Origin of the sequence: Kitasatospora sp. NPDC059827 (assembly GCF_042731675.1) — a bacterium.
GTDB lineage: Bacteria > Actinomycetota > Actinomycetes > Streptomycetales > Streptomycetaceae > Kitasatospora.
This window is the reverse complement of the sequence record NZ_JBHWIV010000077.1, coordinates 16,109-41,638: the sequence shown is the minus strand read 5'-3', so window position 1 is coordinate 41,638 and position 25,530 is coordinate 16,109. Positions and strand designations below refer to the sequence as shown.

General features: G+C 73.3%; 25 protein-coding genes and 1 pseudogene. 13 read left to right on the top strand and 13 right to left on the bottom strand.

Annotated elements, in window-relative coordinates; translation table 11 throughout:
* The first annotated feature begins 200 nt into the window (after positions 1-200).
* Positions 201-1,823 (top strand): protein kinase, encoded by a 1,623-nt coding sequence (locus tag ACFV8H_RS33065; protein WP_380407317.1) that lies wholly within the window; start codon positions 201-203, stop codon positions 1,821-1,823.
* 15 nt (positions 1,824-1,838) lie between these two features.
* On the opposite strand, the gene ACFV8H_RS33060 is transcribed toward ACFV8H_RS33065, so the two are convergent.
* Positions 1,839-2,582 (bottom strand): MBL fold metallo-hydrolase, encoded by a 744-nt coding sequence (locus ACFV8H_RS33060; protein ID WP_380407315.1) that lies wholly within the window; start codon positions 2,580-2,582, stop codon positions 1,839-1,841.
* A gap of 80 nt (positions 2,583-2,662) precedes the next feature.
* Between ACFV8H_RS33060 and ACFV8H_RS33055 the strand changes: the two genes are divergently transcribed.
* Positions 2,663-3,265, top strand: coding sequence for an ABATE domain-containing protein (locus tag ACFV8H_RS33055; protein ID WP_380407313.1), 603 nt, complete (start codon positions 2,663-2,665; stop codon positions 3,263-3,265).
* 7 nt (positions 3,266-3,272) lie between these two features.
* Complete coding sequence (locus ACFV8H_RS33050; RefSeq protein WP_380407311.1) at positions 3,273-3,647, top strand: VOC family protein; 375 nt, start codon at positions 3,273-3,275, stop codon at positions 3,645-3,647.
* 87 nt (positions 3,648-3,734) lie between these two features.
* On the opposite strand, the pseudogene ACFV8H_RS33045 reads toward ACFV8H_RS33050, so the two are convergent.
* Positions 3,735-3,833: pseudogene (locus tag ACFV8H_RS33045) on the bottom strand (GntR family transcriptional regulator); the annotation flags it as partial.
* A 358-nt stretch (positions 3,834-4,191) separates the two neighbouring features.
* The gene (locus ACFV8H_RS33040) at positions 4,192-5,037 is read right to left on the bottom strand and encodes an SDR family oxidoreductase (RefSeq protein WP_380407309.1); all 846 of its coding nucleotides are present in this window, start codon (positions 5,035-5,037) and stop codon (positions 4,192-4,194) included.
* An 81-nt stretch (positions 5,038-5,118) separates the two neighbouring features.
* On the opposite strand from ACFV8H_RS33040, the gene ACFV8H_RS33035 reads away from it, so the two are divergent.
* A complete protein-coding gene (locus ACFV8H_RS33035; RefSeq protein WP_380407307.1) occupies positions 5,119-5,706 on the top strand; it encodes a TetR/AcrR family transcriptional regulator in 588 nt (195 codons plus the stop codon).
* Positions 5,707-5,758: 52 nt separating this feature from the next.
* On the opposite strand, the gene ACFV8H_RS33030 is transcribed toward ACFV8H_RS33035, so the two are convergent.
* Complete coding sequence (locus ACFV8H_RS33030; protein WP_380407305.1) at positions 5,759-5,950, bottom strand: DUF397 domain-containing protein; 192 nt, start codon at positions 5,948-5,950, stop codon at positions 5,759-5,761.
* A 1-nt stretch (position 5,951) separates the two neighbouring features.
* Positions 5,952-6,809, bottom strand: coding sequence for a helix-turn-helix domain-containing protein (locus ACFV8H_RS33025; RefSeq protein ID WP_380407303.1), 858 nt, complete (start codon positions 6,807-6,809; stop codon positions 5,952-5,954).
* Positions 6,810-7,069: 260 nt separating this feature from the next.
* On the opposite strand from ACFV8H_RS33025, the gene ACFV8H_RS33020 reads away from it, so the two are divergent.
* Together ACFV8H_RS33020 and ACFV8H_RS33015 are read left to right on the top strand one after the other, a co-directional pair.
* Positions 7,070-7,435 (top strand): ATP-binding protein, encoded by a 366-nt coding sequence (locus ACFV8H_RS33020; RefSeq protein WP_380407301.1) that lies wholly within the window; start codon positions 7,070-7,072, stop codon positions 7,433-7,435.
* Positions 7,435-7,695: a hypothetical protein gene (locus tag ACFV8H_RS33015; protein ID WP_380407299.1), complete on the top strand. Its 261-nt coding sequence runs from the start codon at positions 7,435-7,437 to the stop codon at positions 7,693-7,695. The genes ACFV8H_RS33020 and ACFV8H_RS33015 overlap by 1 nt, the downstream gene beginning before the upstream one ends.
* A 132-nt stretch (positions 7,696-7,827) precedes the next feature.
* Here ACFV8H_RS33015 and ACFV8H_RS33010 read toward each other — a convergent pair whose 3' ends face one another.
* The 5 genes from ACFV8H_RS33010 to ACFV8H_RS32990 form a co-directional block, all read right to left on the bottom strand.
* Positions 7,828-8,352, bottom strand: a complete 525-nt coding sequence (locus ACFV8H_RS33010; protein ID WP_380407297.1) for an ion channel — start codon at positions 8,350-8,352, stop codon at positions 7,828-7,830.
* Positions 8,353-8,484: 132 nt separating this feature from the next.
* The gene (gene tatA / locus ACFV8H_RS33005) at positions 8,485-8,769 is read right to left on the bottom strand and encodes a Sec-independent protein translocase subunit TatA (RefSeq protein ID WP_360226432.1); all 285 of its coding nucleotides are present in this window, start codon (positions 8,767-8,769) and stop codon (positions 8,485-8,487) included.
* A gap of 161 nt (positions 8,770-8,930) precedes the next feature.
* A complete protein-coding gene (locus ACFV8H_RS33000; RefSeq protein WP_380407295.1) occupies positions 8,931-9,500 on the bottom strand; it encodes a methyltransferase family protein in 570 nt (189 codons plus the stop codon).
* A gap of 133 nt (positions 9,501-9,633) precedes the next feature.
* Positions 9,634-10,269 (bottom strand): class I SAM-dependent methyltransferase, encoded by a 636-nt coding sequence (locus ACFV8H_RS32995; RefSeq protein ID WP_380407293.1) that lies wholly within the window; start codon positions 10,267-10,269, stop codon positions 9,634-9,636.
* Between the two features lie 1,326 nt (positions 10,270-11,595).
* Positions 11,596-13,155 (bottom strand): MFS transporter, encoded by a 1,560-nt coding sequence (locus tag ACFV8H_RS32990; RefSeq protein ID WP_380407291.1) that lies wholly within the window; start codon positions 13,153-13,155, stop codon positions 11,596-11,598.
* Between the two features lie 122 nt (positions 13,156-13,277).
* Here ACFV8H_RS32990 and ACFV8H_RS32985 point away from each other — a divergent pair, with 122 nt between their 5' ends.
* Positions 13,278-13,871: a TetR/AcrR family transcriptional regulator gene (locus ACFV8H_RS32985; RefSeq protein ID WP_375887418.1), complete on the top strand. Its 594-nt coding sequence runs from the start codon at positions 13,278-13,280 to the stop codon at positions 13,869-13,871.
* Positions 13,872-13,928: 57 nt separating this feature from the next.
* Here the strand turns inward: ACFV8H_RS32985 and ACFV8H_RS32980 are convergent, their stop codons facing one another.
* Positions 13,929-14,246, bottom strand: coding sequence for a cupin (locus tag ACFV8H_RS32980; protein WP_380407289.1), 318 nt, complete (start codon positions 14,244-14,246; stop codon positions 13,929-13,931).
* A 136-nt stretch (positions 14,247-14,382) separates the two neighbouring features.
* Here ACFV8H_RS32980 and ACFV8H_RS32975 point away from each other — a divergent pair, with 136 nt between their 5' ends.
* On the top strand, positions 14,383-14,649 hold the full coding sequence (locus ACFV8H_RS32975; RefSeq protein ID WP_375887413.1) for a hypothetical protein: 267 nt from the start codon (positions 14,383-14,385) through the stop codon (positions 14,647-14,649).
* Positions 14,650-14,763: 114 nt separating this feature from the next.
* On the opposite strand, the gene ACFV8H_RS32970 is transcribed toward ACFV8H_RS32975, so the two are convergent.
* Complete coding sequence (locus ACFV8H_RS32970) at positions 14,764-15,921, bottom strand: acyl-CoA dehydrogenase family protein (RefSeq protein ID WP_380407287.1); 1,158 nt, start codon at positions 15,919-15,921, stop codon at positions 14,764-14,766.
* Positions 15,922-16,141: 220 nt separating this feature from the next.
* Between ACFV8H_RS32970 and ACFV8H_RS32965 the strand changes: the two genes are divergently transcribed.
* Positions 16,142-17,362: a TetR/AcrR family transcriptional regulator gene (locus tag ACFV8H_RS32965; protein ID WP_380407285.1), complete on the top strand. Its 1,221-nt coding sequence runs from the start codon at positions 16,142-16,144 to the stop codon at positions 17,360-17,362.
* 133 nt (positions 17,363-17,495) lie between these two features.
* Here ACFV8H_RS32965 and ACFV8H_RS32960 read toward each other — a convergent pair whose 3' ends face one another.
* Positions 17,496-17,819, bottom strand: a complete 324-nt coding sequence (locus ACFV8H_RS32960; protein WP_380407283.1) for a hypothetical protein — start codon at positions 17,817-17,819, stop codon at positions 17,496-17,498.
* Positions 17,820-18,060: 241 nt separating this feature from the next.
* Here ACFV8H_RS32960 and ACFV8H_RS32955 point away from each other — a divergent pair, with 241 nt between their 5' ends.
* From ACFV8H_RS32955 to ACFV8H_RS32940, 4 genes are all read left to right on the top strand, one after another.
* Positions 18,061-20,085, top strand: a complete 2,025-nt coding sequence (locus ACFV8H_RS32955) for an ATP-binding protein (RefSeq protein ID WP_380407281.1) — start codon at positions 18,061-18,063, stop codon at positions 20,083-20,085.
* 124 nt (positions 20,086-20,209) lie between these two features.
* Positions 20,210-22,567, top strand: coding sequence for a hypothetical protein (locus tag ACFV8H_RS32950; RefSeq protein WP_380407279.1), 2,358 nt, complete (start codon positions 20,210-20,212; stop codon positions 22,565-22,567).
* 160 nt (positions 22,568-22,727) lie between these two features.
* The gene (locus ACFV8H_RS32945) at positions 22,728-23,381 is read left to right on the top strand and encodes a DedA family protein (RefSeq protein WP_380407277.1); all 654 of its coding nucleotides are present in this window, start codon (positions 22,728-22,730) and stop codon (positions 23,379-23,381) included.
* A 182-nt stretch (positions 23,382-23,563) separates the two neighbouring features.
* Positions 23,564-25,426: a threonine/serine exporter ThrE family protein gene (locus ACFV8H_RS32940; protein ID WP_380407275.1), complete on the top strand. Its 1,863-nt coding sequence runs from the start codon at positions 23,564-23,566 to the stop codon at positions 25,424-25,426.
* Positions 25,427-25,530 lie beyond the last annotated feature (104 nt).

Here is a 25,530-nt window from a genome sequence, read left to right as displayed (position 1 = left end):
GCCGCGGCCCGGGCGGGTCCGCACGGGGGGCCCCCCCCCCCCGCCGTGGGGGGGGCCCCCACCCCACGACCGGCGGTCGGGGGACCGCTGCCCGGTCCCCCGGCCGCCACCCCCTCAGGCCCCGGGCCCGGGGCGGCTATCGTGCACAGGTGCACGAGGCCGCTCGGGACCCCGGAGGCCGCACGTGAGGGGAGTCCCAGGTGATCGGACGCGCGCTGAACGGGCGTTACGAACTCGTCGAGATACTCGGCGTCGGAGGCATGGCCACGGTCTGGCGAGGCCTCGACCGGGTCCTGGGCCGCCAGGTGGCCGTCAAGGTCCTCAACGGCGGCCTCGCCGACGACCCCCGTTTCGCCGAGCGTTTCAGCCGCGAGGCGCAGCACGCCGCGATGCTGGTGCACCCGAGGATCGTGATGGTCTTCGACTCGGGCGTGGACGAGGGCACCCCGTTCATCGTCATGGAGCTGGTGAACGGCCGCTCGCTCGCCGCCGTCCTGGTCCAGCAGCCGCAGTTGCCGGTGGAGCGCGCGGTCGGCATCGCGGCGGCGGTCTGCGAGGCGCTGTCGGTCGCGCACGCGGCGGGCCTGGTGCACCGGGACATCAAGCCCGGCAACATCATGATCACCGACGACGGCGGCGTGAAGGTGGTGGACTTCGGCATCGCCCGGGCCGGTTCGTCCAGCAACCTGACCCAGACCGCGAGCGTGCTCGGTACGGCCGCCTACCTCTCGCCCGAGCAGGCCACCGCCTCCGCCCTGGACGGCCGCACCGACCTGTACGCGGTCGGCTGCGTGCTGACCGAGATGCTCACCGGCGTGACCCCGTTCACCGCCGAGACCCCGGTGGCGATCGCCTTCAAGCACGTCAGCGAGCAGCCCCTGCCCCCGTCCGCGCGCCGCCCGGGCCTGCCGCCGGCCCTGGACGCGGTGGCGCTGCGCCTGCTGGCCAAGAACCCGGCCCACCGCCCGGCCGACGCGGCCGCGGCGCGGGCCGAACTCCTCGGCACCGTACCGGGCCTGGCCGTCGGCGATCCGACCGCCGAGCTGCTCGCGACCGCCGCTCCCACGCAACTGCTGCCGCCGGTGGGGTCGATGGGGTCGATGGCGCCGATGGGGCCGATGGCGCCGGTGCACCCGAACCAGCAGCACACCACCCTGCTCCCGCCCCAGGCCCCGCACGGTGTCCCGCACCACCCCGTCCCGGCCGCGACCTCGGTGATGGCGCCGCTCCCGGCGATGCCGCCCGCGGCGCACCCGGCCGGACGGCTCCCCATGCCCGCCCCCACGGTGAGCCGGCGCAACAAGCCCCTGGTCCTCGGAGCGCTGGGCATAGCCGGCCTCGCCGGGGTCATCGCCGTGGTGCTGACCGCCGCCGACGAGCCGGCCGGCAACGCCGCCGCCAAGCCCCCGGCGGCGACCAAGTCCGTGGCCACCACTCCGACGACGGCCCCGACCTCCGCTGCCGCCGCCCCCACCACCCCGGCCGCCACGCCGACCGCCCCCGTGCCCACCCAGTCCGTCCCGCGCAACCAGCCCGCGGAGCTCCAACTCCAGTCCTTCCGGCAGGCCGTGGCGCAGGCGCAGGTCGGCAAGGAGCGCGACAAGCAGACGGAGCTGCTGCAGATCCTCGACGAGACCGCCTCCCGGCTGAACGAGGGCAACCCCGACGCCGCCGCCCAGGAGCTCCGGGCCGCCCAGAAGACGATCAAGGACCTGGGCAAGAAGCACGCGATCGACGGCCCCACCTACGCCAACTGGAACGCCCGCCTGTCCGCGCTGTACGCGACTCTCCACACGTCGGCGGGCAACTTCCAGGACGACTGAGGCACTCGGCCCCGGTCAGGCGAACTGCAGCCGGTCGCTCAGCCCGGCCGCCGCGAAGGCCGCCTCCAGCGCCGTACGGCCCTCGGTGAAGTGTGCCCAGCTGTCGAAGTGCGCCGGCACCACGCGCCGCGCGCCCAGCAGGGCGGCGGCCTCGGCGGCCTGGGCGCTGTCCAGGGTGAGCAGCGCGCCGTCGAAGGGGCCGGGGCGGGCGGCGCCGGCGAACAGGACGGCGGTGTCCACCGGGCCGAACCGCTCGGCGATCTCCTCGACCAGCGGCAGCGAGGCGTTGTCGCCGCTGACGTAGACGCTCGGCAGGTCGGGCGCGGTCAGCACGAACCCGATCACCTGGCCGAGCACCGCCTCGGCGCCTTCGGGCCCGTGCAGCGCGGGTGCGGCGGTGACGGTGACGCTGCCGCCGTCCGGGCGGGCCAGTTCCACGGACTCCCAGGGGGCGAGCCCGCGCGCGGTGCCGCCGAGTCGCTCGGCGCCGCCGGTGGTGGTGAGGACGAGCGGGACGGTCGGCAGCAGGGCGCGGCCCGAGGTGTCCAGGTTGTCCGGGTGCTCGTCGTGGGAGAGCAGGACGGCGTCGACCGGGCCGAGGTCGGCGGGGGTGATGGGGGAGGGCGCGGTCTTGGTGAGGGCGCGGCCGCCGCCGCGCGGGTAGTCGCCGGGCTCGTCGAAGGTCGGGTCGGTGAGGAAGCGGAGGCCGCCGAATTCGATGAGGGCGGTCGGGCCGCCGAAGACGCGGATGTTCGACATGCTGGTTCACCTCACGGAGAAAGTCATCGTTTGACGTGATGAAACCTAACCCTCCATCACGGAAGAGCGCAAGGTTTACCATGAGAATCGTGAATGCCACCCTCACCGCCCCGCCGCCCGCACCGGGCTCGGAGCAGCACGTCGCCCTCGACTTCGCCAACAGCGACCTCGCGCTCACCGCCGGCCGCCTCGACCTGCTGGCCACCCCCGCCGACGCCACCCGCTGGCTGGTCGACCGGGGCCTCGCCCCCGAGGGGGCGGAGGTCTACGAGTACTGCACCGGACGGCTGCGCGAACTCCGGTCCCGGCTGCGGGTGTTGCTCGCCGCCCGGGTCGACGGCGCGGTGCCGCCGGCCGAGGCCGTGGACGCGCTCAACGCCGCGCTCACCGCCACCTCCGCCGCCGCCCTGCTGCGCTGGGACGAGCCGGACGGCCCGTACCGCGCCCCGGCCCACCCGGCCGACCAGGTCGCCGTGCACGCCATGGCCGTCATCGCCGCCGACGCGGCGGAACTGCTCACCGGCCCGGACGCTGCCCGCCTCGCCGCCTGCACCGCGAGCCCCTGCATCCGCTTCCTGGTCCGCACCCACGCCGCCCGCCACTGGTGCTCGACCCGCTGCGGCGACCGCGTCCGCGCGGCCCGGGCCTACGCGCGCCGGAGTAAGGCTGAGGCCGCGTCATAATGGCGCGGTGCTGACGATCGGATCCCTCGTCCTCGGTGTCGCCGACATGTCCCGCGCGGTCGCCTTCTGGACGGCCGCGCTCGACTACGTCCCGAGGGACGGCCTGGTCGAGGACGACTGGACGGTGCTGCTCCCCGCCGACGGCGGCACCGGTGTCCAACTCGCCCTGGGCATCTCCGAGTCCCCCGTCCAGGCCCACCCCCGCGTCCACCTCGACCTGTACGCGGGAAACGCCGCAGACCAGGCCGCCGAGGTCCGCCGCCTGATCGCCCTCGGCGCCCAGGAGGTCGACTGGGACCTCTACCCCGACGACCCGGACTTCGTCGTCCTCGCCGATCCCGAGGGCAACCGCTTCTGCGTCATCGACACCACCCACGGTTGACCACAGGGTTGTCCACAGCCTGTGGACAACCCTGTGGGACATCTCCCTACGGCGCGGCCGACCAGCGGGAGGCGCCCGGGCCGGCGGTGTTCGCCCTGTGGCTTCGAGGACTCGCGCAGTGATTCCGTCGTTCCGCCCCGGCGCCGTGTTGAGCAGGTCGGGTACGAGCGCGGCGAGGTGCGGAGGGGTAGCCCTCCACCTGGAGGCGCTGGAGAGAAGGTTCCGCCGGCCGGCCCGGGCGAGAAGAAGAAGTGAGTGCCAATCAATGGACCAGTACGCGTAGTTGCCGGCCGACCTGACCGAGGCCGGCGTGCTGGGCGAGCCGTCGTACGGCCGCTTCGTCGGCAACGTCGGCTTCCTGTGGATACGGTCGTAGCGCCCCTATGCCGTGACCGGCCCGTCCGGCCCGCCGGAGTACCGGGGCCCGTCTCTGATGGACCCCGACCTCGCGGAGGAGGACGTCCACGCGGCGTTCGCCGGCTGACGCGGAGTCGGCCTCTGCCGCTGTCGGCCTGGTTCCGGGCGCGGCGCCCGGAGCGGGGTCCTACCGGAAGGCCGGGAGGTTGCGGGTGACCCACTCGCCGAAGGGTCGGGCGGGGCGGTGGAGGACGGTTTCCACGTCCGGGCTGATCGTCTGCTCGGCGGGGAGCGGGAGGCCGAGGATGTCCAGGGTGCCGCTGATGACCTCCTGCGGCATGAACTGCGCCATGTGGGCGTGGGCCTCCTCGCGGGAGAGCTCCACGAAGGCGAGCTCCTCGCCGAGGGCCTCGGAGATCACCGCGGCCTGGCGGCGGGGGCTGATGGCCTCGGGGCCGGTGAGCTCGTAGGTGCGGCCCGCGTGGCCGTTCTCGCGGAGTGCGGCGGCGGCGACCTCGGCGATGTCCGCCGGGTCGACGACGGGCAGGGCCACGTCGGCGAACGGGGCGAGGACGGTGCGCCGGGTGCGGACGGACTCGGCCCAGGCGAAGGCGTTGGAGGCGAAGCCGCCGGGGCGGAGGATCGTGAAGTCGGGCCCGGACTCGCGTACGGCGGCCTCGAATTGGCGCAGGCGGGTGTGGGAGGGGGCTTCGGGGCGGGTGGCGTTGATCTGGGAGGAGACCAGGACGATCCGGCTCACCCCGGCGGCCTCGGCGGTTTCCAGCAGGGCTTCCGGGTTCTCGCCGTGGCCGTTGAGCTCGCCGCCCAGCAGGATGAGGAGGGCGTCGGCGCCGTTGAGGACGGGCCGCATGCTCGCGGCGTTGCCGACGTCGGCCTGAGCGTGCCGGACGCCGGCCGGAAGTCCGGCGGGCTGCGGCTGCCGTGAGACGGCCGTGACCTGCTCGCCTTCTGTGGCCAGCAGGGGCACCAGGGTGCGTCCGATGTTGCCGGTGGCGCCCGTTACGACGATCATGGCAAAACCTCCATATGAGTTAGTTGGCTGACTTGGAAGACCATAGCACCGGCCTCCGGGGCTCTGTCTATAGTTGGTTGGGTGACTGACTCAGTGAAGCCCAGGGCGGTACGCGCGGCCGACAAGCGCCGCCGGCTCACGGCTGCGGCGGCCCGGGTCCTGCACGAGCAGGGCGTCGAACGGACCACCCTCGCCGACATCGCGCGCGTGGCCGACGTTCCGGTCGGGAACGTCTACTACTACTTCAAGACCAAGGACGAACTGGTCCGGGCCGCACTGTCCGAGCACAGTGCGTACCTCGATGAACTCACCGGCCGGCTCGATCGGTTGCCCGATCCGATGGACCGCCTCAAGGGGCTGATCGAGGCCTGGGTCGGTCAGCGCGAGATCGCCGCCCGCTACGGCTGCCCCACCGGCACCCTGGCCGTCGAGCTCGACAAGCGCACGGACGGGATCCTGGACGCGGAGGCCGGTGCAGTGATCCAGCTGCTGCTGGATTGGGTCGGGTACCAGTTCCGCGTCCTGGGCCTGCCCGACCCGGACGGCCTCGCCGTCACTCTCGTCGCCGGCTACCAGGGCATGTCGCTCCTGGCCAACGCCCTGCGCGACCCGGACATCATGACCAGCCAGGGCGCCCGCCTCGTCGATTGGCTCGACTCGCTGCGGTGAGGCGGTTGTGAGGCCCCTCGCGCGGACGAGCGCGAGGGGCCGTCGAGTGTGGCTAGGCGTGGTGGTCGAACTCGCCCGCCTTGAGCCCGTCGAGGAGGGCCGCGAGGGCGGCGGGGTTGGTGCGGAGGATGAGGTGGCCCTCGTCTGACTCGCGGAGTTCGATCAGCTCGTCGGCCCTGCGGACCTCCACGCAGTTGTCGCCGGAGCTGCTGTAGGACGACTTCTGCCATTGATTCTGGGGCATTTCAGCCTTTCAGGGTCTTGGCCGTGTGATGGATCAGGTCTCGGGATTCATCGGCGTCGAGGGATGATTTCTCGATCCGATCGAGGACTCTTCGGTAGGACTCAAGCTCGTTCAGGGAGTCATAGAAGATGGGGCCGGTTGATGCCTCCATCTCGACGGTGTCGAGTTCGGGAACTTGTCCGTATGAGTAGGCGAAGTTCTCGATCGGGCCCGGGTAGGTGTGGGCGGCGAAGGGGATGACTCGGATGCAGACAGCCTCTCCGGCAGTGTCATCGATCAGGGAGTGAAGTTGGCTCCGCAGAACAGCGGTGCCTCCGTAGCGGGTGACCAGGCTGGACTCGTGGATGTAGATCTCAAGCTTCTTCCTCGGGTCTTCTAGGAACCTGGCCCTTCGCTCCAGACGGAAGCTGGTTCGTAGATTCAGCTCGTCAGCCGGAACTGGAGGGAGGTGACGGTTGAAGACTCCTCGCGCGTACTCCTCGGTCTGCAGAAGCCCCGGGATGATTGCGGACGCCCAATGCCGGATCGTGCCGGTGGCGAAGTCCTCGTGTTCGGCGGATTCGAGCAAGGTGTCTGGGAGTTGATGGCGGTACCTCTCCCACCAGCCTTTCTTGCGTGTGCTGATGCCGCTGAGGGTGCCGATGAACAGTTGGTTGTCGCAATTGCAGGCTGCGGCGATGGTTTGGAGCCGGTCCATGCTGACGCTCGTCTTGCCGCTCTCCATCTGCGTCACCTGCGCAGCGCTTACTCCGAGCGTGCGGGCGAGCTGGCTGCCTCCGAGGCCGGCTCGCTCGCGCATCTTCCGGAGTTCGGCGCCCAGGCGGCGCTGTCGAAAGGTTGGGTTCTGACGGCCAGGCATGAGGTCCTCTCTGCATCATGTGGACCCAGTGTGACTCGCGGCCGGGTGGTGGGGCCATCTGTCCCCCTGAAGAGGGAATCCTGAGCAAACTACCTAAACTTAAGTAGCTCCTGCGCTATGGTCGATGTCACATCGATCCGACGGATCGTCAGTAATGCTTGTTGGCAAGCACCGCAGAGCAGCCGTGCCTTCTTCCACGGCCTGGTTCACGGCGACGTGTCCGCCGGTTCTCCACCCCACACACGCCCGGGAGTTCTCCCATGCGTCACCTCAACACGCCCTCCCTCGCCCTCTCCCGCCAGTCCCTCCGCAACGTGATGGTCCGCGCGGGCTGGCACCCCTCCGCCACCTTCGAGGCCGAACTCGCCCTCGGTGAGCTCCTCGTGAACGCCTGGCTGCACGGCGACACCCCCGCACCGGTCACCGAGATCCTCTTCCTCCACAACACCCTCCGGGTCTCCGTCGCCGACGAGAGCCCGCAGCTCCCCGCCCCGCAGCCCCTCGACCTCCTCGCCGAGTCCGGCCGGGGCCTCCAGCTGGTCGCCGGTCTCACCCACCGGTGGGGCGTCGACCCGCAGGAGCGCGGCAAGGTCATCTGGTTCGAGTGCGACCTGGGCGTCGCCTGATGTCCCTCCCCCGCCGCCCGCTGCTGCCGACCGATCCCCGGGTCCGGGCCTGCACCGATGAGCACATCCGTACGCTGATCGCCGAACTCCTCCAGCGCGGACGTAAGTTCGGCCTGCTCTTCCCCTCCATCGACACCGACCGGACCCTCGACGGCCGTGTCCTGGTCTGCTTCAACACGGCGCCCGCGTCGACGCTGCTGAACCTCCTGTCCCTCCTCCTCGAAGCCGAACGACAGTGGGGCGCCCCGTGCGATTCCTGATCGCCGCGGCCTTCGCCGCCCTCCTCGCGCTCGCGCTCGCGACCGTCGCCCTGGGTGTCGTCACCGCACTCCGCGCGACCCCGCCCGAGCCTCACGAGGACGACTGACGGACCGGCGGGACCGCAGCGGTTCTCACCCTCTGCGCCGGATCCGCCGTTCCATGTTCCCGCGGATCGTCCGCGACGCCGTCCCGGCCGCCGCCGCGAGGAACACGAAGTTGTACCCGATCTGCAGCACCACCACGAGCCGCGCCGTCTGCCCCGCGGGGGTGATGTCGCCGTATCCCACCGTCGCCATCGTCACGACCGTGAAGTACAGCGCGTCCAGCCGCGTCTCCAGCCCCGCGAACTCGGCCTTGTGCGCGCCCAGCGCGTAGTACGTCGCCGAGAAGATGATCATCGCCAGGAAGATGAGGAAGGCCAGCCAGGCCACCGGCTGCTTCGCCGTCCCCTTGAGCACCCCGACGATCTTCGCCAGCATCAGCCAGCTCAACCCGCCCAGTGCCGCCACGAAGACCGTCCAGCTCAGGAGCGGCCGACGGTCGCCGAACCACTCCAGCGGCAGCGTGAAGTACCCGACCATCAGCAGCGTGAACGCGCCCAGCAGCCACGCCACGGCCCGGAGGTCGGCCGACGGGAGAGGAGGGATCTCGGACATCCCGCCCAGCCTGGTCCACCCGGGCCCGCTCCGCCCGCCCGGCTACTCCGGCCGGGGCGAGGCGGCCCGGGACAGCATCGAGCCCCCCGGTGGAATCCACCGGGGGGCTCGACCAGAACCTCGTACGACGACTCAGGCGGTCGTCTCGGGGCGCTTCGCCTCGGCACTCTTCGTCACGTTGGTCGGCGTGACGGCCGGGCGGTCGGCGGCCTGCTGGGGGGCGGCCGTGCTCTGCGCGGTGCCGGCGTCCGCCTGCTCGCCGCCGTCCTCGCGCATCGCCTTGGTCTCCGCCTTCAGGATGCGCATCGACTTGCCGAGGCCACGGGCCATCTCCGGCAGCTTCTTCGATCCGAACAGCAGGACTACGACCGCCAGCACCACCAAGATGTGCCAGGGCTCAAGACCGTTCCGCAGCATCCCTGGCCACCGGTCCCTTCTTGTCTAGAGTCACGGAGGGCGCTAGGCCCTGCTGGCCAGTATGCCTGGCCCTCAGGCCGAACGGATACACCGGACGGGAAACGCTGGCCGAAAACCAGGTGCCGCCCGAACGGATCACCGACGATCCCGCCGCCGAGCCATCAGTAGACGAATGGCACCAGCCGCTTGGAAACCCGCTGGTAGTCGGCGTACGCCGGGCCGAACGCGCCGAGCAGCAGCCGCTCCTCGGCGGCGATCCGCCAGCCGTACGCGCCGAGCAGCAGGACAGTGACCAGCAGTGCCGCCGCCCAGCTGCCGGTGCCGAGTGCGTAGCCGGACCAGACCAGCAGGCTGCCCGCGTAACCCGGGTGGCGGATCAGCCGGTACGGGCCGCTGCGGACCACCTGCTGGGTGTCCACCGTCCGCAGGGTGCGGGTGTAGTAGCGGCCCAGGGTGCGCATGCCCCAGCCGCGCAGGCCCAGCCCGGCGACGACCAGCGCGACCCCGGACCAGCGCGGCCCGGTGGGCAGCATGCCGACGCCGGCGCGTTCGAACAGCACCACCACCAGGACGGACGCGACGTAGCAGGTGAGCAGCAGCCGGGTCGAACCGCGGTCGCGGTCGTCGGCGCGCCAGCTGCCGGCCGCGCTGTCCTCGCGGCGGCGCAGCAGCAGCTCGTAGCCGACCCAGCAGAGGACGCCGAGCAGGGAGAGGAGGGACGGCAGGGACATGGGGAGCTCCTGACGGTCGCGGACTACCCCTCCACGGTCCCCCGGCCGCGCCGCCGGGACACGGACCCGGGGGTGGATGCCGCCGCGTCCACCCCGGGGTGGACGGCCGCTGCGGTCACCGCGATCACCGCGATCACTGCGGCCGCCGCGCCAGCAGGTAGCCGCGCCGGGTGTCGGCCTCCTCGGGCAGGCCGTCCCGCTCCAGCCGGGCCTCGACGGCGAACCCGGCCTCGGTGAGGCGGGCGGCGACGGCGTCGGTCCGCAGGAAGTGGAAGTCCACGTCGACGTCATGGCCCCACCACTCCGCCAGGTGCCGCACCTCCTCGCCCAGGTGGAAGGAGACCAGCAGCAGCCCGCCGGGCCGCAGCACCCGCAGCATCTCGGCGAACGCGGGCAGCAGCTCGTCCGGCTCCAGGTGGATCACCGAGTACAGGGCCACGGCCGCCGCGAACTCGCCGTCGGCGGCGGGCAGCGCCAGCAGGTCCCCGGTACGGAACTCGGCCCGCGGGTGCTCGCGCGCGGCCAGCTCGACCATCCGCGGCGACAGGTCGATCCCGACCACCCGCGCGCCCTGCCCGGTCAGCCACCCCGCCACGTGCCCCGGCCCGCACCCCAGGTCCGCCACCACCCCGCCGGCCGCCTCCTCCACGACGGCCCCCAGCAGCGCCCGGTCCACCACCTTGTGCGCCAACTCGCCCCCGATCCGCCCCAGGTACTCCTCCGCCACCACGTCGTAACTCCCGCGCACCCGCCCGTGTCCAGTCCCCATGCCCCTCACCCTGACACGGCCCTGCCCCTCCTCACCCCCCCAGCACGAGAAACCGGACCACCCACCCCCTCCGCCCCGCCCCCGCGAACCCCTTCCCACCGCAGGCGACGCACGAAAAGTCGACGGGGTCGACCTCTCGTGCGCGCTCCCAGTCGTCACGCCCCCGCAGCACCGCCCTCGCCAGTTCTCCCTGCACAGAAAGTCGGCTGGTCCGACTTCTCGTGCCCCGCCCCCGCGACCCCGCCAACCCCTCCCCACCGCAGGCGACGCACGAGAAGTCGACGGGGCCGACTTCTCGCGCGCCCAGTCGTCATGCCCCCGCAGTACCGCCCTCGCCAGTCCTCCCTGCACAGGAAGTCGGCCGGTTCGACTTCTCGTGCGCGCTTCCGACCGCCGCGCTCCTACTCCTTGCTGCATCTCTGCCCTTGCCGGTTCTCCCTGCACGGGAAGTCGACGGGGCCGACTTCCTGTGTCGGCGCCGAGGGTTGCCGGAGCGTGCGGCAGTGCTCGTTGGTTGTGCGGCGAGTCGGTGGGGTCGGGGTTCCGGTTCGCGCCGGGGGAGTCCCGGCGCCGGGCGGTGCGCGGGAAGTCGGCCGGTTCGACTTCTCGTGCGCGCTTCCGACCGCCGCGCTCCTACTCCCTGCTGCATCTCTGCCCTTGCCGGTTCTCCCTGCACGGGAAGTCGACGGGGCCGACTTCTTGTGTCAGCGCCGAGGGTCGCCGGGGGTGCGGCAGTGCTCGTTGGTTGTGCGGCGAGTCGGCTGGGTCGGGGGAGTCCCGGCGCCGGGCGGTGCGCGGGAAGTCGGCCGGTTCGACTTCTCGTGCGCGCTTCCGACCGCCGCGCTCCGACTCCTTGCTGCACCTCTGCCCTTGCCGGTTCTCCCCGCACGGGAAGGCGACGGGGCCGACTTCTTGTGTCAGCGCCGAGGGTCGCCGGGGGTGCGGCAGTGCTCGTTGGTTGTGCGGCGAGTCGGCTGGGCCGGGGGCATCCCGGCGCTGGGCGCTGCACGGGAAGTCGGCCGGTTCGACTTCTCGTGCGCGCTCCCGATCGCTGTGCTCCGACTTCTCGCCGCATCTCCGCCCTTGCCGGTTCTCCCTGTACGGGAAGTCGACGGGGCCGACTTCTCGCGCGTGTGTGCGGCAGTGCTCGTTGGTTGTGCGGCGAGTCGGTGGGGTCGGGGGAGTCCCGGCGCCGGGTGGTGCGCGGGAAGTCGGCCGGTTCGACTTCTCGTGCGCGTGCTGGGGCCCGGGGAGGACGGCGGAGAGCCCCCGCCCGGGAGGGCGGGGGCTCTCGATGACTCGCGGGGACCGGGGCCGTGCGGTGGGTCAGGCGGCGACGGGCTGCTCCGGGGCCCGGGTCGGGGCCGGGGTGGCGGCGGGCAGGTGGCGCAGGAGGCGGTGGGCCAGGACGGCGGCGCCGAGGGCGAAGACCAGGCCGACGACGGCGGCGACGTGCAGGCCGTCCGTGAAGGCACCGCGGGCGGTCTCCAGCAGGTCCGGGCCGAGCCGGCCGGGCAGGTGGGCCGCGACGGAGACCGCGCCGCCGAGGGTGTCCTGCGCGGTGGCGGCGGCGGTGCCGTCGACGCCCGCCGGGAGGGCGCCGTCCAGCTGGTGGCGGTAGACCGCGGCGCCCGCCGCGCCCAGCAGGGCGATGCCGAGCGAGCTGCCGAGTTCGACGGCGGTCTCGGAGGTGGCGGAGGCGGCTCCGGCCTGCTCGACCGGGGCGGCGGAGACGACCATCTCGGCGGTCATCGTCATGGTGCCGACGGTGCCCGCGGCCAGCACGCCCGCCGCGGTGAGGATGAGTGCCAGCGGGGAGTGCGGGCCGACCTGGGTCATCATCGCGAAGCCGCCGGCGCCGACCACGAAGCCGCCGCCCATCAGGGCCGCCGGGCGGACCTTGCCGGCCAGGGCCGAGCTGATCCCGATCGCCGCGCCGACGCCGACGCTCGGCACCAGCGACCAGAGCGAGGCGGTGAACGGGCTCATGCCCTTGACCAGCTGGAGGTACTGGGAGGTGAAGAGGGCGAAGCCCATCATCGCGAACATGGCCAGGGTGTTGACGCTGATCGCGCCGCTGAACGTGCGGATCCGGAACAGGCTGAGGTCGATCAGCGGGTTCGCGGCGGTGCGCTGGCGCTGCACGAAGGCGACGGCGATCAGCAGCCCGGCCGCGGCGGCGAGGGCGGGGAGCGGGCTCCAGCCGTCCACGGCGAGGGTCTTGACGCCGTAGACCAGGGGGAGGATCGCGGCGAGCGAGAGCACGGCGCCGGGCAGGTCGAAGCGGCCGGTGCGGGTGGTGGTGCGGTACTCGGGCAGCAGGACGGGCGCGGTCAGCAGCACCAGGACCATCACCGGGACGGCGACCAGGAAGGCCGAGCCCCACCAGTAGTGGTCGAGCAGCAGCCCGCCGGCGACCGGGCCGAGGGTGGCCCCGGCGGTGAGGACGCCGCCCCAGGCGCCGAGGGCGACCTGCCGCTGCTTGGGGTCGTGGAACATGGTGCGGATCAGCGCGAGGGTCGAGGGCATCACGGTGGCCCCGGCGACGCCGAGCAGGGCGCGGGCGGCGATCAGCTGTTCGGCGCTGCCGGACCGGGCGGCCAGCAGCGAGGCGACGGTGAAGCCCGCGGCGCCGATCATCAGCAGCCGGCGGCGGCCGATCCGGTCGCCCAGCGCGCCCATCGTGATGAGCAGTCCGGCCAGCAGGAACGAGTACATGTCCATGATCCACAGCTGCTGGGTGCCGCTGGGGGCCAGCTCGGTGGAGATGTACGGGACGGCGAAGAACAGCACGCCCATGTCCATGGAGAGGACCAGGGTCGGGAGCAGGAGGACGGCCAGGCCGGTCCATTCGCGACGGCCTGCGCGGCCGGTGGTTGCGGTCATGGGGAGGACGGTACGGACGTTTCAGACGCTTGTCTAGTACAGATGTGTAAATCGCTCGTGCAAGACATCCGTGCAAGACGTTCGTGCAAGACATCCGTGCAGATGTTCCGTAGGATCGGGGCATGGGAAACCGCGAAGACCTGATGGCCGGCGCCAAGCACTGCCTGTACGAGAAGGGCTACGGACGCACCACGGCCCGCGACATCGCGAGCGCCTCGGGCGTCAGCCTGGCCGCGATCGGCTACCACTTCGGCTCGAAGGACGCGCTGCTCAACGCCGCGATGATCGAGGCGATCGGCGAGATGGGTGAGGCCCTGGGGGTGGTGGTGTACGGCGCCAACCAGGTGTCCGACGACCCGGAGACGCGCTTCGCCGCCGCCTGGAACGGCCTGCGGGACGTCTTCGCCGAGCACCGGGGGCTCTGGGCCGCGCAGTTCGAGGCGCTCGCCCAGGCCGGGCACAACCCGGAGCTGGCGAAGGCCTTCGAGGACGCGCAGAAGGACGGGCGGCTCGGGCTCGCCGCCGTGTTCCAGGGGCTGCCCGAGGTGCCGGACAACGAGGAGGAGCTCGCCCGCGGCACCTTCTACCAGATCCTGCTGGCCGGCTACGTCGCCCAGTGGCTCGCCGCGCCCGACCTGGCGCCGACCGGCCAGGAGTTCCTGCGCGGGCTCCGGCTGGTCAGCGGCACCGTGCTGGGGGCGGGCGCCACGCCCTGACGCGCGTTACGCCCTGACGCCCGCCACGCTCCGACACCCGCCACGCCCTGACTCCCGCTACGCGGTGACGGCGGTCAGCAGCACCACCGAGTCGACGTGGGCCACCAGCCCGTGCCGCTCCTGCGGCACGGGCGCCAACTCGCCCGCGGCCAGCTCCACCCGCCGCCCGGCGATGGTCAACGAGACCCGGCCGCGCAGCACCTGGACGCTTCCCGCGGTGGGCGGGGTGTGCTCGTCCAGCGAGGTGCCCGCGGTCAGGGCGATCACGGTCTGCCGCAGCACCCCGTCGTGCAGCACCAGATGGGCGCTGCGCCCGTGCGGACCCTCGGCCGCCCGGGCGGCGTGCTCCACGGCGAGCCGTTCGAGATCGGGCATCGCGCCGCCTCCTCCACTGCCGGGTGCCCAGGCCGTGTGCCCAGGCTGGCGGACGCACCGCCGGTGCGCACCCGGGAGGGCCCCGGAGCGGGCCGCCCGAGGTGCAGCCCCCGCCGACTGCCCGCATCGTGGAGGCATGGCGACCAACCAGAGGATCTTGAACGGACTCCAGGTCAACCGCTCGCTGCTGGCCGGCGGCGTGGTGCTGACCGGCATCGGCTCGGTGCTCGGCGCGGCCGGGGCGGCGCTGGTGTGCGCGGCGCTGTTCACCGCGGGCCGCGACTGGGTGCGCAGCATGGAGACCCCGCCGGGCACGCTCGCCCAACGGGCCCTGCACGAGGCGAAGGTGGCTTCCTCGGCCGGCTGGGAGGCCTGGCGCGCGGAGCACGGCTCGCCCAACTGAGCACGGGCGCAGGGGCGGACGCGCATACGTACGCGCAAACCTACGCGCGAACGTACGACACGGCGGGCCGCCATGGGGGTGCGGCCCGCCGCGGTTCCGGGGGCTGGGGCGCCGCTACAGCCCCAGCGACTTGGCGATGATGCTGCGCATGACCTCGCTGGTGCCGCCGTAGATCCGGAAGACCCGGTTGTCGGTGTAGAGCCGGGCGATCGGGTACTCCAGGATGTAGCCGTAACCGCCGTGCAGCTGGAGGCACTTGTCGATCACGGTGGAGGCCGACTCGGTGCAGAACAGCTTCACGGCGGCCGCGTCCGCGACGCTCAACTCGCCGTTCTGGTAGAGCTCCAGGGCCTGGTCCACCATCGACTGCTGCGCCAGCACCTGGGCCTGGCAGTCGGCCAGGGTGAACTTGGTGTTCTGGAACTCGGCCACCGCCTTGCCGAACACCTTGCGGTCCTTGACGTACTGCACCGCGAACCGCACTGCCGCCGCGGCCGCCGCGTACGCGCCGACCGCGATCGCCAGCCGCTCCTGCACCAGGTTGTGGGTCAGGTACGAGAAGGCCTTGCCCTCTTCGCCGAGCAGGTCCTCCACCGGCACCTTGACGTCGACGAACGCCAACTCGGCGGTGTCCGAGGTGCGCAGGCCGATCTTCTGCAGCTTGCGCCCGACCGAGTAGCCCGGCGAGGTGGTGTCCACGCACAGGATGGAGAGCCCGGCCCGGCGGTTCTCCGGGTCGTACGGGGCGGTGCGGGCGACCACCAGGACCAGGTCGGCCAGCACGCCGCCGGTGATGAAGGTCTTGGCGCCGTTCAGGACGTAGTGGGTGCCGTCCTCGGAGAGCCGGGCGGTGGTGGTGATGCCCGCGAGGTCGGAGCCGGCGCCCGGTTCGGTCATCGCGATCGCGGTCATGATGTCGCCGGAGACGAAGCCGGGCAGCCAGCGCCGCTTCTGCTCCTCGTTCGCGTACTCCAGCAGGTACGGCAGCACCAGTCCGGTGTGCACGCCGGAGGAGCCGAAGCTCACCCCCGCGCGGGCGGTCTCCTCGGCGATCACCGCCTGGTACTTGAACCCGCTCTCGCCCGCGCCGCCGTACTCCTCCGGAACCTCGATGCCGTAGACGCCGAGTTCGCCGAGCTGGCGGTAGAAGTCGCGGGGCGGGTGGCCGTCGGCCTCCCAGCTCTCGTAGACCGGGACGACCTCGTTGGCGATGAAGTCCCGGATGGTCTCCCGGAAGGCCTCGTGGTCCTCGTTGAACACGGTGCGGCGCACGGCGGCGCTCCCTTCGACGGTGCCGGCCGGAGGGCCGGCGGAGGCGGAACGTACCAGGTGGTGGCCCGACAAGTTAATCCCGGGTAGCCTCGACTGTCCAGCGTCGGCGGGCCCGGGGCGGGCCCGGGAACGCTGCTCGACGCGGCTGCCAAGTGAATCCTTGCTAGCCTTCGGGCGGAGCTCGGGACGGATGCGGGGAACGGATGCGGGGAGGTGCGCGATGGTGGTCCGGAGGCCGCCCGGCCGACGCGCCCAGATCCTCGCCGTGGCCGCCGACCGCTTCCACCGCAGCGGCTACCACCAGGTCTCGATGACCGAGGTCGCGGCCGGGGTGGGCATCACCGCGCCCGCGCTCTACCGGCACTTCCGCGGCAAGCCCGAACTGCTGGACCGCGCCGTCCGGTTGGGCCTGGACGCGCTCGCCGACGGCCTGCGCGCGGCCGGCAGCACCGCCGAACTCGGCGCCGCGCTGGCCGCGGTGGCGGTCGGCCACCGCCCGCTCGGCACCCTGGTGCAGCGCGACGCCCGACTGCTGCCGCCGGCCCGCCGGGCCGGACTGCGCCGCGAACTCCGCGCGGACGTCGCCCTGATGGCCGCCGTACTGCGCGCCGAGCGGCCGGAACTCTCCGCCCCGGACGCCGAGTTGCTCTGCTGGTCGGCGCTCTCCGGCTGCGCCGGGCTGTCCTACCAGTCGGCCGCCCCGCAGCCCCGCCGGGCCGAGGCGCTGCTGCGCGAACTGGTCGCGGCCGTCCTCGCGGTCCCCCTGAACGGCACCGCCGAAAGCGCCGACGACACCGCCCCCGCGTCGCAGCGGACCCAGGAGCGGAGCCAGGAGCGGGCCCAGGGGCGGGCGCAGGCGCAGCCACCTGAGCAGCCGAGACCGCAGGCCCGCCGCGAGGAGCTGCTCGCCGCCGCCGTCCGGCTGTTCCACCAGCGCGGCTTCGACAACGTCAGCACCGATCAACTCGGCGCCGCCGTCGGCATCTCCGGCCCGAGCGTGTACCGGCACTTCGACAGCAAGGCCCAGCTGCTCGCCGCCTCCCTGGTGCGCAGCCGGGAGCGGCTCAGGCACGAGGTGGACGGCGCGATCTCGGCGGCCGCCGGGCCGGCGGAGGCGCTGGCGGCCGGGCTGGGCGCGTACGTCGACTTCGCGCTGCGCAACGGCGACTACCTGGGGGCGATGCTGAGCGAGACCGAGCGGCTGGCCCCGCCGGACCGCCGGGCCGCGGTGGACTTCCGGCGGGACTTCCTGCGCACCTGGGTGGGGCTGCTCCGGCAGGTGCGCCCGGAGTACGACGCGGTGACCGCCCGGATCCGGGTGCACGCGCTGTTCTCGCTGGTCAACGACGGGGTGCGGAACCGCCCGTACAGTGCCCGGCCCGACCTCGGCGACTGCCTGCGGCGGATCGGCCGGGCGGTGCTGGGAGTCGAGACTTCGTAGGAGCACCCAGGAGCACCCAGGAGCACCCAGGCGCACCCGGGAGACGGAGCGGGCCGGGTGCCCGCCACCGTCGGAACGGCGGCGGGCACCCGGCCCCGTGCGGTGCGACCGGGCGCGGACCCGGTCGGCCCGGCTAGTAGAGGACGTGCGGGTAGTAGACCCGGGCGTCGAAGTTGCCGTTGCCCTGCAGGGCCCCGACGTTCCCGCTGTTGCCCGCCACGGCGAGGCCGTTGTTCTGGTTGCTCGCCCCCGAGCCGGTGGCGGTCTGCTGGGTGTTGACCACGTTGCCGTCGACGGTGCCGATCACGTTGCCGGAGCCGACGTTGCTCACGACGCTGCTGTTGGAGTGGTCGATCGCGCCGGCGCCGTTGTCGGCGTGGGCGGTGGCGGCGCCGACGCCGACGAGGAGGAAGGCCCCGAGGGCGGTGACGGCGGCGGCTGCGCGAATACGGGACACGCTGGTCTCCCTGAGCTGGAAGTGCGAATGGGGCGCGATCCGGAGTGGCCGCTCCGTAGCGCCGTTGCCTGACGTCGCTCGTTCAGCATTCACCAGTGACGTGGACGAACTCCACCAAACGGGTGGCATTTCCCTCGATGGTGGGGGAGCGGTCAATTCCGAGTTGACCAGAATCCGTCATTCCGCCTGATGTATAGAAAGAAATGGTCGACGGATTGTCGCACTGGCACACTGAGGACCCATGTCTGAAGGTGCCCCGACCGAGCCCACCCCGACCGAGCCCACCCCGACCGAGCCCACTCCGGCCGACGGCGTGCGTACCACCGAGGTCGACCTCGGTGGCCTGGTGAACGTCCTCGCCACCCACCTCTACTCCACGCCCCTGGTCGCCCTGCGCGAACTGGTCCAGAACGCCCACGACTCGCACACCCGCCGACTCCTGGAGGACCCGGACGGCGAGCACCGGCCGCGGATCCGGGTGCGCGCCGACACCGCGCGGCGGACCGTCGCCATCGAGGACACCGGGGCCGGCCTCACCGAACCGGAGATCCACGCCTACCTCGCCACCGTCGGCACCGGCTACACCCGGATGCTGCGCGAACTGACCGGGAACCAGGAGCTGATCGGCGCCTTCGGCCTGGGCTTCCTCTCCGCCTTCTCGGTCGCCGACGAGGTGACCGTCACCACCACCTCGCACCGCGAACCGCAGCTCGGCCACCGCTACCGCAGCCGCGGCGGCGAGCAGTACCAGGTCGACCCGGCACCCGCCCGCCCGGAGCCCGGCACCGTCGTCGAACTGGCGCTCAAGGCCGAGCACGCCCACCTCGCCGACGAGCACGCCCTGCGCGAAGTCCTCGGCCGCTACTGCGTCCTGCTGCCCATACCGGTCTACGTCGGCGACGACGAACGGCCCGTCAACGCCGTCCAGGTGCCCTGGCGCCAGCGGGTCGACGGCGACCAGCACGCCGCCCGGATGCGCTTCGCCACCGCCTTCGGCCGCCGCTTCGAGCCGCTCACCGCCTTCCCGGTGCTGCCCGTCCAGGGCGACGGCACCACCGACGGCCCGTCAGGCAGCACCACCGACGGCCCGTCAGGCGGCGCCACCGGCGGCCCGGCCGGCAGCGCCACCGACGGCTCCACCGACGCGGTCGGCCTGCTCTGGGTCCAGGACGGCGGCTCCTACGGCAGCAGCGACAACCGCGACCTCGCCGTCTACCTGCGCGGCATGCTGCTCGCCGAGGACGCCCGCGACCTGCTGCCCGGCTGGGCCGGTTTCATCGGCGGCGTGATCGAGTCCAGCCGGCTCACCCCCACCGCCAGCCGCGAGGACCTCCAGCGCGACGAGCACTACCGCGCGCTGCAACGGGCCCTGACCGACGCCGTCGTGGACGGCCTGTACGAGACGGCCCGGCTGCGGCCCGCCGTCTGGCGCCGGATCCTCACCCGGCACGGCCAGGAACTGCTCGGCGCCGCGCTCTGCGACGACCGGCTGTTCACCCTGCTCGCCGACGACGTCCCGGTGCCCACCTCGCAGGGCGACCTCACCGCGGGCGGCCTGCGGGCGGCCGGCGGGGGCGCGGTGCACGTCGCGCTCGGCAGCGGCGGGGGCTTCGAGGAGATGCTGTACCGGGCGATGCGCGTCCCGATCGCCCGCGGCGACCGCTACGCGGTGCTGCCGTTCCTGCGCCGCTACGCCCAGTTGCGCGGCTGCCGGCTGGTCGAGCTGGGCAGCGAGCAGGGCAACCGGGAACTGTTCCGCGACCCGGAGCGGCCGCTGCCGCCCGAGGAGGCGGCCTGGCTCGCCGGCGCCCTCGCCGACCAGGGGGAGCAGCTCGTCCCGGCCCGCTTCGACCCGCCCGGCCTGCCGCTGGTCCTGGTGCCCGACCGGGAGGCCGAGTTGAAGGCCCGGATCGAGGACGACCAGGCCGACGCCCGGATCCCGTCCGCCGCACTGCGGCTGGCCCGGGCGTTCACCGCCCGCACCGACGGCGCGGTCAAGGCCCGGCTCTACCTCAACCTGGACTGCCCGGCCGTGCGGGACCTGCTCGCCGCCTACCGCACCGGCCACACCGGCAGCGCCACCGCGGCCGGGCTGCTCCGCTCGCTCAAGGTGATCATGGCGGCGGCCTCCACCGGCCCCGCCGAGGGGGACCTCGGCGCCGCGCTGGCCGGCATCGGCACCGCCGTCTCCGCCCTCACCGCCGCCGTCCCGCCCGGCCTGCCGGACGTCCCGGACAGCCCCGGCGCGCTCCGGGGCGAGGCGTGACGGCCGACTCCCCGGCCGGTTCCCCGGCCGACGCCCCGGCGGGCATACCGGCGCCCGCCCCGGCGCCCGCCCCGACAGCGGCCCACGCCAGACCACACACCAGCACGACGCAGGGGGAACAGCCATGACCACCGACATCTGGGCCTGGGTGCGCGACACCCACCAGCAGCTGCGCGAGGCCGGCCACGCGCGGCTCGCCGACGCGATGTACGAGCTGCCCGAACACGCCACCGAGGGCCGCAACGAGCAGCTCGACGCGGTCTTCCCGGAGGCGGTCGCCTCCGCCCGGGCCCTCGGCCTGCCCTGGGTCGAGGTCTACCTGCGGCACTGGCGGATGCAGAACCTGCTGAACAAGCGCCAGCAGGGCGAGTCGGTGATGCCCGAGGCGGTCGACCTGCTGGAGTTCGCCCACCGGGAGGAGACGGCCGGCTGCCCGCAGTCCGTCTGCGTGGTGCAGGACTTCGCGATCTGCCACGCCCGGGTCGACGGCCCCGGGTACGTGGCCGAGCGCCTGGAGGTGGTCGGCGAGACGCTGGAGCGGATCGAGCCCGGCCGGGCCTGCTTCGACTGCCTCTCCCGCGAGTACTCCGACGCCCTGGAGGACGACGGCCGGGCCGCCGACGCGCTCGCCCACCTGGACACCGCCTCCGCCCGGATGCAGGCGGCCGGCCAGCAGGTCTCGCTGCGCTTCCACCGTGCCCGGGCCGGCACCCTGCACCTGCTGGGCCGGCACGAGGAGGTGCTCACCCTGCTGGACACCACCGACCGGACCGCCAGGGCCCGGGGCGAGGAGCTCGACGAGAGCGACCGGCGCTGGGGCGACCTGCTGCGGGCCCGCGCGCTCGCCTCGCTCGGGCGCACCCCGGAGGCGCTCGCCCTGCTGCCCGCCCGGGCCGAGGCCGAGCGGCACGCCGACCTGCGCGAGACCTGGACCCGGACGGTCGAGCTGCTGGTCGCGGCCGGGGCCTGGGAGAACGACGCCGAGCTGGGCGCCGTGCTGGCCGGCTGGGTCGGCTACCTGGACACCACCGGTTCGCACCGCCCCTGCGTGGACCTGCTGCTCGCGGCGGGCCGGCTGGCCCTCGCCCGCGGCGCCCGCACGGTGGCGCTGACGCTCGCGGCCACCGGGGAGCGCAAGCTGGCCCGGCTGCGCCGCACCGAGGGCGTGGCCGGGGAGGTCGCGGCCCTGCGCGCGGCCGCCGAGGCGCTGCCGGTGCCCGAGCTGCCCGTCCCGCCCGGCGAGCTGGTGGCGTACCTGGCCGAGGCCGAGGTGCCGGTCGAGCCCGGTGCCGACCTGCTCGCCGTCGCCCTGGAGCGGTACCGGGGCGAGCCCGCCGGCGCCACCGGGCTGGCCGTGCCGCTGGCCACCGTGCTCGGCGGACTGGGCCACGCCCGGGCCGCCGCCGACCTGCTGTGGCAGCGGCTGGACGTCGACCCGGGCGGCGAGCAGCTGGTCGGCACGCTCGGCCAGGTGCTGATCGAGGCCGGGGACGCCGAGGGGATCCGCCGGCTCGCCGACCGGCTGGCCGCGACCGCCCCGGCCGACGCGCACTGGATCCGCGCCCGCTGGGCCGCCGCCGAGGGCCGCTGGGCCGAGGTGCTGGAGCAGTGCGGGGCGATCCTGGCGCTGGAGGCCAACCGGATCAACACCCGCCGGCTGGCCGCGGCCGCCGCCACCGAACTGGGCGACCACGCCACCGCCCAGCGCCTCTACCAGGAGCTGCTGGAGCACGCCCTGTCCGCCGAGGAGGCGGGGGAGGAGCAGCTCCACCGGACGGTCCAGGAGCCCGACCTCTGGCACCTGGTCACCGCCGCCACCGCCAACCGGGACTGGGCCGTGGTCCGCTCCACCGGTGCCCGGATCGGCATCGAGTTCGACGAGCCCGAGGGCCCGGTGGACGAGGAGTGGCAGCTGGTCACCGTCCGCGCCACCCGCACCAACGGTTCGACGGCCGACCTGCCCGCCGTCCGCACCGGCCCGGCGACCGCCCGGATCCTGCCGGTGCTCGGCGACGACCTGACGCTCAACCACGGCGACGTGGTGGTCTTCGCCCCGGCCTTGCTGGAGGCCCCGCCGGCCGAGGACGCCCCGGAGCCGGAGCGGGCGAACTGGCGCCCGGTCTTCGCCCTGCTGACCCTGCTCGACCCGGCGGGCTTCACCACCTACTGGATCGACGGCGCCTGGCCCGGCGACGAGGCCTGGTCCGGCTTCCGGGACGACCTGCGGGCGGCCGGCTACGCGGTCTGGGCGTACAGCGGGGAGCAGTACCGGATCACCGACCCGACGGAGGACGACGGCTCGCTGCCCGGCGTGTACGCCGCGCTGGGCGTCCCGCCGACCGCCTCGGCGGAGGCGGCCGACGCGCTGCTGCACGGGCTCACCGCCGGCTGGGCGCACCCGCTGGCCTGGCTCGACCTGGCCGACGCGGCCGGGGCGGACCTCGGCCGGCACGCCGGGATCGTCGAGCGCTACGACCTCTGAGCCGGCCCGCCCCCGGCCCGCCCCTGGTCGGCTCCTCGGCCCGCTCCCCGGCCGGTCCGTACCTCCGGGCCGGCCGGGGAACCATCGCCACCCCCGGCGAGTCTTTGTCATTGCTTTACCATGGCATTGCCAAGACTCGACCTCCAGGAGAGCCAGCACCGTGACCAGCATCGCCCTCGGCCCGTCCTGGCTCGATCCGACCACCCTGATCTCCACCTTCGGCCTGGTCGGCATCCTGGCCATCGTCTTCGCCGAGTCCGGCCTGCTGATCGGCTTCTTCCTCCCGGGCGACTCGCTGCTGTTCACCACCGGCCTGCTGGTGGCCGGTGGCACCTACCTGCACCAGCCGCTCTGGCTGGTCTGCACGCTGATCGTGCTGGCCGCGATCGCCGGGGACCAGGTCGGCTACCTGTTCGGCCGGAAGGTCGGGCCGGGCCTGTTCCGCCGCCCCGACTCCAGGGTCTTCAAGCAGGAGAACGTCGAGAAGGCCGCCGCCTTCTTCGAGCGGCACGGCCCCAAGGCGATCGTGCTGGCCCGCTTCGTACCGATCGTGCGCACCTTCACCCCGATCGTCGCCGGGGTGAGCAGGATGAACTACCGCAGCTTCGTGCTGTTCAACGTGGTCGGCGGGGTGCTGTGGGGCGCCGGGGTCACCGTGCTCGGCTACTTCCTGGGCCAGATCCCCTTCGTCCGGGACAACATCGAGGCCATCCTGGTCGGCATCGTGTTGGTCTCCGTGGTCCCGGTGGCGGTTGAACTGCTTCGGGCCCGCCGTTCCGGAGCGCGCGACACCGCGGGCCGGCGCGCCGGGTAGGCGTCCGAGGGTGTCGCCGCCGGACGTCGCGTACATGTGCGTCCGGCTGTTCGATCAGGCAAGGTGTATCCCGAGATCGAACGGTGGCCGACGGCCGCCAGGGGTGGCGAGGAGCGGAAGTGCCTAAGCGGGGCCGACCGGGTGCGGGCAAGCGGGCGAGGGGAGGCCGGGCGGTCCGCCAGGTGCGGCAGGCACCGCCGCAGCCGGTGCACCCCGCCGAGGCGCCGCCCACCGAGGGCCTGCTCGGCTACCCGGCCCCGGTCGTCGAGCCCACCACCGTGGTGCCGCTGGTCCCGCCGGTACCGGAGACCAAGGGCCTGCTGGCCCCCGAGCCCGCGCCGGAGTCCGGGGCCGGGGTCGGGGCCGGGGCGCCGCCGGAGCCGCTGGAGCCGCACCCCGAGCTGACCATCGACCTGCGCCCCCGGGACGGGGCCGCCCAGGAGCCCCCGGCCGGGCGCCCGGCCCCCGAGCGCCCCGAGCGTCCCGAGCGCCCCACGCCCGCCCGCCCGCCGCGCCGCCGCTCGGTCGCCGAGGACACCCTCACCCCCGAGGAGTGGCGCGCCGCCGGCTACACCCCGCCCACCGGCATCCCGATCCCCGAGCTGACCGCCGGCGCCCCCGGCGAAGCGCCCTGGCCGGACCGGATGCGCACCCTGCTGCGCACCCCGATGTCCGAGCGCCCCGCCTTCGAGCGCACCGCCCGCGAGATGCACCCCTCGGCGGCCGCCGCCCGCAACGTCCCCCGCATCCTCGACCTGACGCTGCGCATCGGCGAGCTGCTGCTGGCCAGCGGCGAGGCCGCCGAGGACGTCGAGGCGGCCATGCTCGGCATCGCGCACGCCTACCGGCTGGACCACTGCGAGCCGCAGGTCACCTTCACCCTGATCGGCATCTCGCACCAGCCCTCGCTGGTCGAGCCGCCGGTCACCGCCGACCGCGTGGTGCGCCGCCGCACCTCCGACTACACCCGGCTGAACGCGGTGTACCAGCTGGTGGCGGACATCACCGCGGAGCAGGTGACGGTCAACGACGCCTACCGCCGGCTCGCCGCGATCCGCCGCAACCGGCACCCGTACCCGGCCTGGTTCCTCGCCCTGACCACCGGTCTGCTGGCCGGTGCGGCGACCTTCCTGGTCGGCGGCCGGCTCGACGACAAGGCCTGGCTGGTCTTCGGCAGCGCCTTCGTCGCGGCCGTCCTCGGCGACCGGCTGGCCTCGGCGCTGGCCAAGCGCCGGCTGCCGGAGTTCTACCAGTTCGTGGCGGCCGCGATGCCGGCCGCCGCGTCCGGGATCATCCTGTCCTTCAACGACTGGGGCCTGCGCGGCTCGGTGGTGATCACCGGCGGCCTGTTCGCCCTGCTGCCCGGGCGCGCCCTGGTCGCCGCCGTCCAGGACGGCCTGACCGGTTTCTACATCACCGCCGCGGCCCGGCTGCTGGAAGTGATCTACCTGGTGGCGGGCATCGTGATCGGCGTGATCATGATCCTCTACCTGGGCGTCGGCTTCGAGGCGAAGCTCAAGCCGGACGAGAGCCTGGTGGGCATCAGCTACCCGCCGGTCCAGATGGTCGCCGCGATGGTGCTGACCCTGGCCTTCGCCACCCTGCTGCAGACCGACCGCCGCACCCTCGCCCTGGTCACCCTCAACAGCGGCATCGGCTGGGCCAGCTACGGCGCGCTGGTGTACAACGCGCACGTCAACCCGATCGCGGCCACCGGGGTGGCGGCCGGCCTGGTCGGCCTGTTCGGCCAGCTGATGGCCCGGGCCCGGAACGGCTCGGCGCTGCCGTACGTCACCGCCGCGATCGGCCCGCTGATGCCCGGTTCGGCGCTCTACCTCGGGATGCTGGCCTTCGCCCAGGGGCACTCCAGCACCGGCCTGGTGTCGGTGTTCCGGGCGGCCGCGATCGCGATGGCGCTGGCCATCGGGGTGAACCTCGGCGGGGAGATCGCCCGGCTGTTCCTGAAACTGCCGGTGGGCGCCGAGCTGCCCTCGCTCTACCCGGTGGTGCCCCGCCGGGCGGCCAAGCGCACCCGGGGGTTCTGACCGCGCGTTGAGCCCGGTGACGGATTCCGAGCGGGATCCGTGTTGGGCGGCTATTGGGCCCCGGGCCATGTCACGGCAGGCAGGACGCAGGACCAGGAACGAAG

Excerpts from the sequence above, each read along its gene's own strand:
- ACFV8H_RS33060 (WP_380407315.1), bottom strand. The coding sequence starts at position 2,582 with ATGTCGAACATCCGCGTCTTCGGCGGCCCGACCGCCCTCATCGAATTC.
- ACFV8H_RS33055 (WP_380407313.1), top strand. The coding sequence starts at position 2,663 with ATGAGAATCGTGAATGCCACCCTCACCGCCCCGCCGCCCGCACCGGGC.
- ACFV8H_RS33040 (WP_380407309.1), bottom strand. The coding sequence starts at position 5,037 with ATGATCGTCGTAACGGGCGCCACCGGCAACATCGGACGCACCCTGGTG.
- ACFV8H_RS33030 (WP_380407305.1), bottom strand. The coding sequence starts at position 5,950 with ATGCCCCAGAATCAATGGCAGAAGTCGTCCTACAGCAGCTCCGGCGAC.
- ACFV8H_RS33025 (WP_380407303.1), bottom strand. The coding sequence starts at position 6,809 with ATGCCTGGCCGTCAGAACCCAACCTTTCGACAGCGCCGCCTGGGCGCC.
- ACFV8H_RS33020 (WP_380407301.1), top strand. The coding sequence starts at position 7,070 with ATGCGTCACCTCAACACGCCCTCCCTCGCCCTCTCCCGCCAGTCCCTC.
- ACFV8H_RS33015 (WP_380407299.1), top strand. The coding sequence starts at position 7,435 with ATGTCCCTCCCCCGCCGCCCGCTGCTGCCGACCGATCCCCGGGTCCGG.
- ACFV8H_RS33010 (WP_380407297.1), bottom strand. The coding sequence starts at position 8,352 with ATGTCCGAGATCCCTCCTCTCCCGTCGGCCGACCTCCGGGCCGTGGCG.
- tatA (WP_360226432.1), bottom strand. The coding sequence starts at position 8,769 with ATGCTGCGGAACGGTCTTGAGCCCTGGCACATCTTGGTGGTGCTGGCG.
- ACFV8H_RS33000 (WP_380407295.1), bottom strand. The coding sequence starts at position 9,500 with ATGTCCCTGCCGTCCCTCCTCTCCCTGCTCGGCGTCCTCTGCTGGGTC.
- ACFV8H_RS32995 (WP_380407293.1), bottom strand. The coding sequence starts at position 10,269 with ATGGGGACTGGACACGGGCGGGTGCGCGGGAGTTACGACGTGGTGGCG.
- ACFV8H_RS32990 (WP_380407291.1), bottom strand. The coding sequence starts at position 13,155 with ATGACCGCAACCACCGGCCGCGCAGGCCGTCGCGAATGGACCGGCCTG.
- ACFV8H_RS32985 (WP_375887418.1), top strand. The coding sequence starts at position 13,278 with ATGGGAAACCGCGAAGACCTGATGGCCGGCGCCAAGCACTGCCTGTAC.
- ACFV8H_RS32980 (WP_380407289.1), bottom strand. The coding sequence starts at position 14,246 with ATGCCCGATCTCGAACGGCTCGCCGTGGAGCACGCCGCCCGGGCGGCC.
- ACFV8H_RS32975 (WP_375887413.1), top strand. The coding sequence starts at position 14,383 with ATGGCGACCAACCAGAGGATCTTGAACGGACTCCAGGTCAACCGCTCG.
- ACFV8H_RS32965 (WP_380407285.1), top strand. The coding sequence starts at position 16,142 with ATGGTGGTCCGGAGGCCGCCCGGCCGACGCGCCCAGATCCTCGCCGTG.
- ACFV8H_RS32955 (WP_380407281.1), top strand. The coding sequence starts at position 18,061 with ATGTCTGAAGGTGCCCCGACCGAGCCCACCCCGACCGAGCCCACCCCG.
- ACFV8H_RS32950 (WP_380407279.1), top strand. The coding sequence starts at position 20,210 with ATGACCACCGACATCTGGGCCTGGGTGCGCGACACCCACCAGCAGCTG.